Genomic DNA, 12,141 nt, shown 5'->3' with positions numbered 1-12,141 from the left:
TTGCACGGGGGTTCAGCTCGTGGCGGCGGTTTTGCGGAGGTTCTCGTCCTTCTCGAGGACCATCGCCTCCAGGCCCGCCTGGAATTCCGCCATCTTGGCCTGTAGGCCCTGGTCGGTCGCGGCCAGGATCCGCACGGCCAGCAGGCCCGCGTTGCGCGCGCCGCCGATCGACACGGTCGCGACGGGCACGCCTGCGGGCATCTGCACGATGGACAGCAGCGAATCCATGCCGTCCAAGTACTTCAGCGGCACCGGGACTCCGATGACCGGCAACACTGTCGCCGACGCGACCATGCCGGGGAGATGCGCCGCGCCGCCCGCGCCCGCGATGATGACCTTCACGCCCCGGGACGCCGCCGTGTTCGCGTAGTCCAGCATTCGGGCCGGGGTGCGGTGTGCGGAGTACACACCGACCTCATAGGACACTCCGAACTCGTCCAGTGCCGTCGCCGCCGCCGACATCACCGGCCAGTCCGAGTCGCTGCCCATGATCACGCCAACGTCGACCACCACTACTTCCCTCCGTGAACGTCGTAGCCGTCCGGCCATGTGGCCGTCGACAGCCAGTCCGCGGCGAACCGGGCGCGTTGCCGGACCTCCGCGAGGTTCGTGCCCAGCACCGTCACGTGGCCGATCTTGCGTCCCGGCCGTTCTTCCTTGCCGTAGTGGTGCACGTGCACGTCCTTGTACCTGGCGAACACGTGGTGCAGGCGCTCGTCGGTTCCCATGTCCGGTGTGGACCGTGCACCCAGGACGTTCGCCATCACGACCACCGGCGCCGTCGGCTCGGTCGAGCCGAGCGGGTAGTCGAGCACCGCGCGCAGGTGCTGCTCGAACTGCGAGGTTCCCGCGCCTTCGATCGTCCAGTGGCCGGAGTTGTGCGGACGCATCGCCAGCTCGTTCACCACGAGCCCGGACGCGGTCTCGAACAGCTCGACGGCCAGCACGCCCACCACTCCCAGCGTCGACGCGATCCGCAGCGCCAGCTCCTGGGCCTCGTCAGCCAGCCGCTCGGACAGGTCCGGCGCCGGGGCGAGGACTTCCACGCAGATCCCGTTCGACTGCACGGTCTGCACGGTCGGCCACGCCGCTCCCTGACCGAACGGCGAACGCGCGACCACGGCCGCCAGTTCGCGTTTCATCTCCACGCGTTCCTCGACCAGCAGCGGCGTTCCGGCTTCGAGAAGCTCGGCAACGAGCTCCCCGCCCGAGGACGGCACCATCCACACGCCACGGCCGTCGTAACCGCCGCGCGCGGCCTTCAGCACGACCGGCCAGCCGTGCTTCTCGCCGAACTCCGTGACGTCCGACACGGTCTTGACCTCGGTGTACGCCGGGATCGGCACGTCCATCTCGGCCAGGCGGTTGCGCATCACGAGCTTGTCCTGCGCGTGGACCAACGCGTCCGGTCCCGGGTGGACCGCGAAGCCCTCCGCCACCAGGGTGCGCAGGTGCTCGGTCGGCACGTGCTCGTGGTCGAACGTCATCACGTCGACGGCGGATGCGAAGCCGCGCAACGCTTCCAGGTCCGTGTGGTGGCCGATCGTCACGTTCGGCGTCACCAGCGCCGCCGAGTCGGTCGGGGAGACGGCGAGCACACGCAACGACTGGCCGAGTGCGATCGCGGCCTGCTGGGTCATCCGGCTGAGCTGGCCGCCGCCAACCATGCCGACAACGGGAAAGCCGGTAACAGGGTCCACGAGCAGGTCACCCTACCTGCGTCAACTCGCGAGCCGGACGCCAGGAGTGCAGCGCGGCCCCGAGCAGGGCGATCGGGTAGATCAAATACCCCCACCTGGTCGCGGGCATCAGCAGCATCGCCACGCCGAGACCGACGCCGGTACGCAGCAGGATCTCCGCGCACGTGCGCGGCGGGCGGGCCAGCAGCCACCACACCATGCCGACGGCGGCGAGCCCGAGCAACACCAGCACCGCCGTGTGCCCGAGCGGTCCGGTCTGTTCCAACAGGTGCCCCGGCAGCGGACTGCCCGCGGGCGAACGGACCTCGGCCATGTTCGCCGGGAACCGGATCACGTTGTCCACGAACGCTTCCCAGTTCGCCGCGGCCCACACCCCGGTGAACACCACGAGCCCGCCGACGAACGCGGCCAGAAACCGCCACGAGAACGCCAGCGCCACGGCGACAACCGCGGCCGCGGGCAACGCCGTGAGCTTCATGCTCGACGCCAAGGCCAACACCACACCCGCGGCGACTGGGCTGGACCGCGTGGCCAGCACTGCGCCGAGGATGAGCAACGCGACCACGGGCATGTCATTGCCAGCGACAGCGGCTGACAGCGTGGTGAACGTCGTCAGCGTGATGAACTGCACGGGCCGGATCGACAGCGACGGCCAGTCCAGGGCTTTGAGCACCAGCAGGAAGATCACGAGCGTCATGACGAACGCCACGATCCGGGCGTCGGTGACCACGGACCGGCCGAACAGCGCGTTCGGCAGGCCGAGCAACGCCATCGCCGGGCTGTAGGGCGTGTAGTCGTCGACCACCGGCGGCCGAGCCAGCGTCGACAAATCGACATAGGGCGATCCGGTGGACAGCAGCAGCCGCCCGGCGCGTTCGATCACCCACACCTCGGGCTGCGCGGTCATCGAGTGCGCGGGCGAACCCCAGTCACGGCCGGTCATCCGCTTGAACACCAGCACGAGCATCGGCACGAGCACGCCGAGCACGACCACGTACCCCACCGGCATCCACCGCGACCCCTGCCGTCCGGACAGCAGCAGGACCACCGTGTGCAGGAACGCGAACGCGTACCCGACGAGCGCGAAATTTCCCCACACCCGGAAGCCGTAGAACTCCGAGAACACCGCCGTGTACACCGCGTCGATGCCGAACCCCAGGTAGAAGGCGGCGTCGACGGCCAGCGACCGCCTCACGACGAGTGACCGGCCGCGATCCTCGGCTGGTCGTCACCTGACTCGTCACGAGCCCGCATCCGGCGGCGCAGCACCCGGATCGCGATCGCGATCCCGGCACCGACCGGAACGATCATGTACGCGCTGCCGGGGATGAACTCCCACCAGTGCCACAACAACTCCTTGCTGTGCCCGCCGCGCATCCACAACAGCACGCAGCTGACGAACACCGCGAACACCGCCAACGGCGCGATCGCGGCCCGCGTGACCCGCCAGAAGCCCTGCGGCAGCGGGTCGGGCATCCGGGCGATCAGCATGATCAGCAGCGGCACCACCCACACGTAGTGGTGCGTCCAGGTGACCGGGCTGAACAGCAACCCGAAGAACGCGCTGACCAGCAACGCCGTCACCGCTCGGCCGTGCCGGTGGAACCGGCGGACCAGCAGCATCGCCGGGATCGCCAGCACCGCGCCGATCGCCAGCGCGATCGTGGTCGAGTGCGGGTCCAGCAGCGTGATCCGGTTGACCAGGCCGTTGAGCGACTGGTTGCCGTTCCAGAACACCGGGCCGATCCGCATCGGGTCGCCGAGGACCGTGACCGTCCAGTACGTCCACGTGTCATGGGCGGAGATCAGGAACAACAGGCCCTGCAGCCCGACGAAGGTGGCGAACGCGCGGATCGCCGCGGCCCGTTTGCCGACCAGCACCAGGTGCGCCACGAAGATCAACGGGGTCAGCTTGATCGCGGCGGCGATGCCGATGAGCACACCGCCCCACTTGCCGAGCCTGCCGCCCGCGTCGCAGATCACCAGCACGTCGACCACGACGACGACCATCAGGATCAGGTTGATCTGACCGAGGAACAGCGACCGCCAGACCGGCTCCATGCCCAGCATCAGCACCGAGAACCAGACCGTGGCCTTCGTCGGTGACAACCAGCTCGGCCGGTTGGGCACCTTGTCCAGGGTGATCCGGATGACCACGCTCATCGACAGCACGGACACCACGGACAGCAGGCCCCACGCGACCGTCGTCGGGAACGGCGCCAGCGGCACGAAGAACAGCGCACCCGGCGGCGCGTAGGTGAACGGCAACTGCGCCCACCACGGCTCAGCCAGCAACGTCATCTTGTCGTACAGCGGCTCACCGGTGAGCAGGGCGATACCGCCCGCCCGGTACACCGCCGAGTCCACGCCCATCCGGCCGTGTGCCAGCCAGACGACGATTCCCGTGATCAGGAACCCGGCGGGGACCGCCAGCACGACCCACATCGCGCGCCACGACCCGACGAACCACTCGACCCACGCCGTGACCCGACCTGCCGCCCGCACGGGCGCACCCCCAATGCGCTCGTCACCGTCGTTCACGCGGACAGCAAATCACGAAGACCACCCGATGGTGGTCTGAGCCCCCGAATGGCCCTCGTGAGCGGTTGGGCCGGGTTCTGACCCGGCCCATCACTCACGAAGGGTGACCTGGGGTTTTGGTTACATGCGGCCCAGGGCGTCGATCAGGTCGCATGCCTTCTCGTGCGTCGGGGGCAGCCTGTGCAGGCGGACCCGGACCGGGCCGATGGCGTGCAGCTGCGGGTCGACCGCCAGCCGTTCGGCCAGGATCAGCTGGGTGTCCGAGCAGCGCTTGGCCAGGTCGGGCTCGCGTTCGGTGAGCACGACGGCCACCGACGGGCCGAGCAGCGCCAGGCTCTCGCCGCCGTCGAAGACCTGCCTGAGCACGTCGGCGGCCAGCACCATCGCCATCAGCCGGGACCAGCCGACCACAGCGGAGAGATCGATACTCACCGTGAGCAACACGTGACCGGGCAGCTGGTCGTCGCGCGCCGACTGCCGGTAGATCTCGCCGAGCCTCGTCCGCAGGTAGGCGGCGGTGGACAGGCCAGTCAGGCCTTCCCTGACCTCGCTGCGGGCGATCTCCGTCGTCGACACGTCCGCCCACGCCAACGCCGTCAGGCGCAGCAACCGCGCCGGGGTGGCGTCCGGGTTGGCCATCACCAGCCGGGGATCGCTGAGCACCGCGTGCAGCGCCGCGACGTCCGTGAGGGTCTCGTCCAGCCCCGCTCCCGACAGCGCACGCGCCCGGCCGAGGTCCGTCAGCGGGTCAGCCAGATCGGCTTTGACCAGCGCGGACGCGCACACCGCGTCGACCTCGGGCAATGCCCAGTCGCTCGGGTACCGCCAGCCTGCCGCGATGCTCGCGGTACGCCACCTGGCACGCAGAGCCCGAAGGGCGGCCTCAGCGCCGTCGGCGTCGCCACGGGGTGACCGTGAACCCGCTTCGCGAACCGCCACAGTTACCAGTTCCTCTCCGCCGGTTTGAAAGATCCGGATCTGAAACGTCGCTGGGCCTCAGGTGTGACGCGGTTCAAGCCGAATTGTCATGCGAAAGGGTTACCCGCTCACGCTGAGCTAACGAACATCCTGACCGGGGAGATGACTCCGCAACGCGGGTCCGTCACACTTACCCGCATCACGGGCAGCGACGAGGGAGGCACGTGTCCACAGTTCCCGCTGAGGTGCACGGCCCGAGCGACGCCGAACTGATCGACTCGGTACGCAAGGGCACAGTCGCGGCGTACGGGTCGCTCTACGAGCGGCATGTCGGAGCCGCGTACAACCTCGCCCGTCAGCTGTCCCGTTCCCAGGCCGAGGCCGACGACCTGGTGTCCGAGGCCTTCGCCAAGGTCCTCGACACCCTGCGGGCCGGTCGCGGCCCAGATTCAGCCTTTCGGGCGTACCTGCTCACCACGTTGCGGCACACCGCCTACGACAAGACCCGGCGGGACAAGCGCGTCGAACTGTCCGACGACGTCACCACCGTCTCCGGCGCGGACACGGCTGTCCCGTTCTCCGACACAGCCGTGGCGGGCCTGGAACGGTCGCTCGCCGCGCGGGCGTTCGCGCGGCTGCCGGAGCGGTGGCAGGCCGTGCTGTGGCACACCGAGGTGGAGGGCCAGACGCCCGCGGAGGTCGCGCCCCTGCTCGGGCTGACGCCCAACGGCGTGAGCGCGCTCGCCTACCGCGCGAGGGAAGGCTTGCGGCAGGCGTATCTGCAGGTGCACCTGGCGGAGTCGACGGGCGAGCGCTGCAAAGCCACCGCGGAACGGCTCGGTGCGTGGACCCGTGGCGGCCTGTCCAAGCGCGAGACCGCGCAGGTCGAGTCCCACCTCGACGAGTGCGAACGCTGCCGTGCGCTCGCCGCCGAACTGGCCGACGTCAACAGCGGCATGCGCGTGTTCGTCGCGCCGCTCGTGCTCGGTGTCGGCGCCGTCGGGTACCTCGCCACGACCGCGAAGGCGGGATCGGCGGTCGTCGCCGGTGTCGCCGCGGGGGCCGCGGGTGGAACAGCGGCAGGTGCTGGTGGTGCCGCGTCGTCGTTGCCACGGCAGTTCATCGGTGTCGCCGCGTCCGTCACGGCGGTGGCGGCCGCGGTCGCGCTTGCGTTGACGGCCGCCGAGGCCCCCGACCTCCCCGCGGCCCAGCCGTTGCCGACGACGCCGACCCAGCCGACTCGGCAGCCGCCGAACCCACCGAACCCGCCGGCGCCGCCACCACCGATTCCACCTCCGCCGCAGAGCGCACCACCGACGCAGGAGCCACCGCCGCCTCCCCCGGCGCCGACGCCTGGTCCGGCGCCGTCGAGCCCAGCGCCGAGCACAGCGCCGAGCACACCAGCGCCACCCGCACCTCAGCCGCCGAACCTGACGGTGCCGTCGCCGCCGCCGATCACGCTGGTGCCCGGCAGTGGCCCCGTGAACCTGCCGTTGACGGTGACCAACAACGGCGGAAGCGTCTCGGAGGCCGTGATCGCGGCGCTCAACCTGCCTCCTGGCGTGAGCGCGATCGGCGCGGACAAGATGGCAGGCCCCGGTCTCCTACGGCTCAACGGCGCGCGTCAGCCCAGCACGGTGACGTGCCCTGGTGGCACGGGAACCGTCACGTGCAGCACCGAGTCGGGTCTGCAGCCCGGTCAGTCGGTGACACTGGTGTTCCACATCGTCGCCGCGCCGACCAGCACCGGCGGGACCATCACCGGCACCGTCAGCGCCGGGACCGCGGTCAGCGTGAAGATCTCGGTGAACGTGGAGGTCCAGCCGCCGCCGAAGAAGGACGGCGTGTCCATCTACGCCTTCCAGGACTGGCTCGGCATCCCCGCACCCGGCCGTTGGCACTACCCCAGCCTGCAGGCCGTGGCCAAGAACACCGGTGAGAGCACCAAGCAGGTGACGGTCACGTTCGACCAGCCGGCCAAGCTGCTGACGGCATGGCCAGCGGCGTCCTGCACGTCCAACGGCGCGACCACGAGCTGTGTGACGTCGGCGGCGCTGAACCCGGGTGACCGTTTCTACCTGCGGGTCCGGCTGACCAAGCCGACCGGCGAGGTCGAGCCGCCCGCCGACCGGGGGCACCAGCCGTTCTGGCAGCACAGCAAGGTCCTGGTGACCGCGTCGCTCGGAACCGCGAGCGCCAGTACGACGGTGAAGCTGCCGTGGTGGAGCTGGCCGGTGCCACCGAAGCCCACCACGACGAAACCCCCGACCACCACGACGACGCCACCGAAGACGACGAAGACCACACCGCCGAACACGGGGACGAAGCCGACCACGACCACCACGCCCCCGGCCAAGGAGACGTCGAAGCCCGGCACGACGACCACACCGAAGACGACCACACCCAAGACCACGACCCCGCCGCGTTCGGAGGAGCGTCCGCCGCCGAGCGACTACTGCTCACGACTGGGAGCGGTGGAACGGCTGCTGGCCGTGCTCACCGGCCGCTGCCCGCCGTAGCTCACGCCGGACCACCGGTTTCGGCGTGAGATATGTCTGGTATGAGGCGAAGCTCCGGGTATGGGCGTGGCCGGGCGCACACTGCGCGGCACTGCTGTCAAGGCCCCACCAGTGGATCAGTAGGCTTTGCCGCCATGGCCGTCGTGCAGAGCGTTCTCAAGCGCCTCCCTGAACCGGTACGCCGGATCATGCTCAAGCACCGCGAGCTGCTCAGATTCGCCGTTGTCGGCGGCATCTGCTTCGCCGTGACGACCGCCGTGAACTACACGCTCAAGCTTACGATCTTGAACGCGCACCCCGTCACCGCCCTCTCCGTCGCGGTGATCATCGCGACGATCGTGTCCTACATCCTCAACCGCGAGTGGTCGTTCCACACCCGCGGCGGGCGCGAACGCCACCACGAGGCCGCGCTGTTCTTCCTGATCAGCGGGATCGGCGTGGCGCTGAACTCGACCCCGCTGTTCATCAGCCGCTACTTCTTCCACCTAATGGTGCCGAATGTGAGCCTGGTCACCCAGGAGGTCGCCGACTTCTTCAGCGGCATGATCCTCGGCACCCTCATCGCGATGGTGTTCCGCTGGTGGGCCTTCAAGAAGTGGGTGTTCCCGGAGGCGGGTGTCCGCGGCCGGACCACGAAGACCGGACGCACACTGCACGCGGTCGATGACGACGAAGACCGCAAGGCGGCCTGACCGGTATTCCGTAGACTGCGAAAGTGTCGATCGTCGAGAGCGTGCTGGCTCAGGTCCCCGAGCCGCTGCGTTCGATCCTGATCAAACACCGCGAGCTGTTGAAGTTCGCGATCGTCGGCGGCACCACGTTCGTCATCGACAACGGCATCTGGTTCTTCATGAAGCTCACCGTCCTGGAGAGCAAGCCGATCACGGCGAAGGCCATCGCGATCATCATCGCGACGATCGTGTCGTACATCCTCAACCGGGAATGGTCGTTCCGGACCCGCGGCGGGCGCGAACGCCACCACGAGGCCGCCCTCTTCTTCCTGATCAGCGGCGGCGGTGTGGCGATCAACCTGGTGCCGCCGTACATCTCGCGGTACGTGCTCGACCTTCAGGTGCCGCACGTCGACCGCTGGGTGCAGGAGGTCGCCGACTTCATGTCCGGGTCGGTGATCGGCATGCTGCTGGCGATGTTCTTCCGGTTCTGGGGCTTCCGCCGCTGGGTGTTCCCCCAGGCGAACGCCCGCCCCCGGATCGTGCGCACCGACCCGGGGGACGAGGATCTGGGGCACTCCTAGCCGGTGAACCGCGCCCGGTAGTAGGCGTCGATGATCCTGAGGTTGCGTGCCGCCTCAGCGACCAACGGCAGGTCCTGCTTGGCTTTGCCTTCCCTGAGGTTGCGCGAGTGGATCTCGTAGCGGCCCGCGAGCCGGTCCTTGCGGCCGGTCAGGTCGGCCTGCACGCATCGGGCGATGGTGTCTCGTTCCGGCAACCGGTTCTGCTCGCACCCGTCGGGCTGTTCGTTGTCCAGCAACGGGTTGTCCAGTGCCGGTCGCTTGTCCGCTCGGAGGTTCTTCGCTTCCTCGGTGTAGATCGCCGCGAGGTTGGTGACCGAGTTCGCCCCGGCGAGCAAGGCGCGCAGCTGGTCGTCGGACTCGTAGGACCGGGCGAAGCCGACCCTGGTGTAGGCGTCCAGCAGCCGGGCGCTGTCCCTGAGGTCCTTCGCCGACTGGATGCCGCCCGGCTGGCTGAACTGGGCGGCGACCAGGTCGTAGTAGATGGCCCTGCGCTCGTTGAGCAGCTGCATGGCGGCCCATGTCGGGTCGCCCCACGCTTCCAGTCTGGGGCTGCCCCACGTGTCGCTCATCGCGGCTTTGGCGTCGCCGCGTTCCGGGCAGCCCGCCGGTGTGTTGAGGTCGATGGTGTCGATGCTCTTCCACGTGCACAGCGGGATGTCGCGCAGCCCCGAAGTGGTCTGGGTGCTGACGAAGTCGCCGTTCGGCAGCCGCACCTGTTCGACGAAGTTCGCGCGGTGCGGCGCGAGGCGCTGCATCGTGTACTCGATGTAGACGTCCTCCGTGCCGGGGTTCACCGTCCGGGACCTGATCATCTTGTTGTACGGATCGCGGTCCCAGCGGGGTGAGGTCCAGCACGGCTGATAGGTCCACCGCGACGTGTAGTCGGCGGTCGCGTACAGCCCGAACCGCGCGCCCGGCGGCAGGTTCTTGCCGGTGAGGAAGTCCGGCCGTTTGATCACCTTCTCCTGCGGGCCCGCGCAACTGGGCACGGTGTCCGGCGGGGCCGGCAGCGTGTTGACGTCCACCGGCTGGTCGTAGTTGCCGAAGAGGTCGAACTGGTGGCCCTGCGACATCGTCTCCGGCCGCTTCTGCATGGTCTTCAGCTCTTCGACGAAGGCGTTGACCTTGTTCTGGTAGTCGGCCAGCAGGTTCTGGAAGATCGGATTCGTCGCCTTGTCCGGGTCGCTGAGCGGCTGGCTGATCCTGGCGGCGGCCTGCTGGATCAGGTCGGCGTTGGCCAGCATCTTCCTGATCCGCTCGCTGCCGGTCGCGCCGGTCTCCTTGGTCGCGTGCGCCGGGTTCTGCATGGAAAGGATCGCGTACGCGCGCGCCGCCTCCGCCCAGAAGTCGGCGTTCGGCACGACCACGCCGAACCCGGGCAGTCCCGCGCGCCCGGAGAGGTAGTCGATCGCGCCTGCCGGGCCGTTCTTGAGTGCCAGATCCAGGTTGCGCTCGTTCGGGTTGGTGAACACCAGGCTGGCGTAGCGGCTGACGTTGTTCGCCGCGTGCGCGTACCCGCCCGCAGCCTTCGTGAAGCTCGGGTCGCCTTCGTAGTTCGACAGCGGGACCTTGTTGACGTGCTCGTAGTCGGTGTAGAAGTCGGCCGCCGCGAAGAAGGCGTCCCGGTCGTGATCGGTGCCCTGCTGCAACAACTGCAGGCTGAACCCCTGCAGGTCGGACATGAGCGTCAGCACGCGGTCGTGGATGACGTCGAGCTTCTTGTCGACCTTGTCCAGCTCGACGAGAACCAGGTTGAAGTTCTCGATCATGGACTTGTAGATCGTGTCCAGCCCCAGCTCGATCCGGTCGAACCGCTTGTTCATCGTCTCGTACATGGTTTCCATGTACGAGTTGAGCGTGCGGAAGCCGTTGCGGATCTCCTTCATCATCGCCAGCTGGATCTCCGCGGTCTGGTCCGGGCCGCTGATCAGGCCGCTGAAGGTCTGGATGATCCCGATCACCGCGCCGATCGCGGCACCGATCGCGCCGAAGGTGCTCGCACCGATACCCGTCGCGGTCGCCAGGGTGATCAACGACGTCGCCAGGGTGTTGACGCCGGTGGCGAACGCGTAGATCGACTCGGCGAAGGACTTGAGGTGCTTGGCGAACCCCGGGTGCAGCACCTTGGCGATGCCGACGGCGACGTCCAGCCCTCCCTTGATCCCGTCGATGACGCCCTGGCGTTCCTTCTCCGCCTTGCGGGCGGCGTCGATCTGTTCCTTGGTGGGGCCGCCGTTCGGCGCGCCCGGCAGGCCGATCGCCTTGGCGAGGTCGTTGATCCCCTTGTAGGTCTTGTCGTTCTCGTCCCACAGCTTGTCGCGCATCTTGTTGAACTGCTTGCGCAGTTCGTCGTACAGCTGCGGCTCGCCGAGCTTGGCCGCGCGCAGGATCGCGTCGATGTCGACGAGGTCCTTCAGCACGCCGAACTTCTTGAAGTCCGCGAGGGTCCAGTTGGCGAACAGGCCGGTCGGGTGCTTCTCGGACGGCTTGCCGAACTCGCCGCGCCACGCGTCGTTGAGCACCTGGTCGGTGAGGGCCTTGTCGCGCACCGCGGTCCACAAGTCACCGGACACCATCGAGTAGTGCATGTCCAGGCCGAAGCGCTGCTGCGCACCGCTGAGCCGCTGTCCGATGTGGAGGCTCACGGTGCCGGGCGCGAGATCCCGCGCGGTGAGCACGGCCATCAGCTTGGTGACCTGCGGGCCGGTGAACACCGCGCCGGGCGTGCTCTGCACGATCTCGATCAGCCGCGCCTGCTTCTCGTTGCCCGGCAGCTGGGCGTCGGTCGCCGAGAAGTTGTCGTTGAGGCTCTTGGTGATCCCGGCCGCGTGCGCGGCGGCCTGCGCGGCTGTCGCGCCGGGGTTCTTCTCCCGCCAGTCGACCAGTTCCGCGCTGCCGACGACGGTCTTGTCGTAGTCGAACCCGGAGTCCTTCACCCGGACCGCCGCCCCGAACAACGTCGCGGTCAGCTGGGCTTCCGGCAAGGTCACCGGCGCGGCCGACGCGGGCGGCGCCGACACGAGCCCGACGACGAGCGACACCACCAGACCACTGCCGACCAGCCGGTTCACCGCCCTCCACCGAACCGCGTTCCCGATCGCAAATCTCCTTCGCATCCCCTCAACGCCCTTCCAGCACCGTCGGATCGCCGGTCACCACCGGCTCGAAGCCGATCGTGGTCGGTACACCGCACGACGAGATGAGGGCA

Annotated in this window: 9 protein-coding genes; 3 read left to right on the top strand and 6 right to left on the bottom strand. The window is 68.6% G+C overall.

The window, feature by feature from the left end; genetic code table 11:
* Positions 1-12: 12 nt before the first annotated feature.
* The 5 genes from purE to ALI144C_RS12520 all read right to left on the bottom strand — a co-directional run bounded on the left by purE (position 13) and on the right by ALI144C_RS12520 (position 5,180).
* Positions 13-489 carry a 5-(carboxyamino)imidazole ribonucleotide mutase gene (purE, locus tag ALI144C_RS12540; protein WP_441297554.1) on the bottom strand — a complete coding sequence of 159 codons (477 nt, stop codon included), beginning with the start codon at positions 487-489 and terminating at the stop codon, positions 13-15.
* 23 nt (positions 490-512) lie between these two features.
* A complete protein-coding gene (locus ALI144C_RS12535) occupies positions 513-1,700 on the bottom strand; it encodes a 5-(carboxyamino)imidazole ribonucleotide synthase (protein ID WP_076987247.1) in 1,188 nt (395 codons plus the stop codon).
* A 7-nt stretch (positions 1,701-1,707) separates the two neighbouring features.
* Positions 1,708-2,895, bottom strand: coding sequence for a glycosyltransferase family 87 protein (locus ALI144C_RS12530; protein ID WP_076987246.1), 1,188 nt, complete (start codon positions 2,893-2,895; stop codon positions 1,708-1,710).
* The gene (locus ALI144C_RS12525) at positions 2,892-4,205 is read right to left on the bottom strand and encodes a glycosyltransferase 87 family protein (protein ID WP_076987245.1); all 1,314 of its coding nucleotides are present in this window, start codon (positions 4,203-4,205) and stop codon (positions 2,892-2,894) included. The genes ALI144C_RS12530 and ALI144C_RS12525 overlap by 4 nt, the downstream gene beginning before the upstream one ends.
* 156 nt (positions 4,206-4,361) lie before the next feature.
* Positions 4,362-5,180 (bottom strand): hypothetical protein, encoded by an 819-nt coding sequence (locus tag ALI144C_RS12520; RefSeq protein ID WP_076987244.1) that lies wholly within the window; start codon positions 5,178-5,180, stop codon positions 4,362-4,364.
* 203 nt (positions 5,181-5,383) lie between these two features.
* Between ALI144C_RS12520 and ALI144C_RS12515 the strand changes: the two genes are divergently transcribed.
* From ALI144C_RS12515 to ALI144C_RS12505, 3 genes are all read left to right on the top strand, one after another.
* Positions 5,384-7,678: a sigma-70 family RNA polymerase sigma factor gene (locus ALI144C_RS12515; protein WP_076987243.1), complete on the top strand. Its 2,295-nt coding sequence runs from the start codon at positions 5,384-5,386 to the stop codon at positions 7,676-7,678.
* A gap of 134 nt (positions 7,679-7,812) precedes the next feature.
* Positions 7,813-8,370, top strand: a complete 558-nt coding sequence (locus tag ALI144C_RS12510) for a GtrA family protein (RefSeq protein WP_076987242.1) — start codon at positions 7,813-7,815, stop codon at positions 8,368-8,370.
* A 23-nt stretch (positions 8,371-8,393) separates the two neighbouring features.
* Entirely contained in the window at positions 8,394-8,933 is a 540-nt protein-coding gene (locus ALI144C_RS12505; protein ID WP_076987241.1) for a GtrA family protein, read from the top strand.
* On the opposite strand, the gene ALI144C_RS12500 is transcribed toward ALI144C_RS12505, so the two are convergent.
* Positions 8,930-12,004, bottom strand: coding sequence for a hypothetical protein (locus ALI144C_RS12500; RefSeq protein WP_076987240.1), 3,075 nt, complete (start codon positions 12,002-12,004; stop codon positions 8,930-8,932). The two genes, ALI144C_RS12505 and ALI144C_RS12500, sit on opposite strands and share 4 nt — an antisense overlap.
* Positions 12,005-12,141: the final 137 nt, after the last annotated feature.

This window comes from Actinosynnema sp. ALI-1.44 (genome assembly GCF_001984155.1).
Taxonomy (GTDB): Bacteria; Actinomycetota; Actinomycetes; order Mycobacteriales; family Pseudonocardiaceae; genus Kibdelosporangium.
Note: the sequence above shows the minus strand (reverse complement) of the source record. Positions and strands in the feature narration are given on the sequence as shown.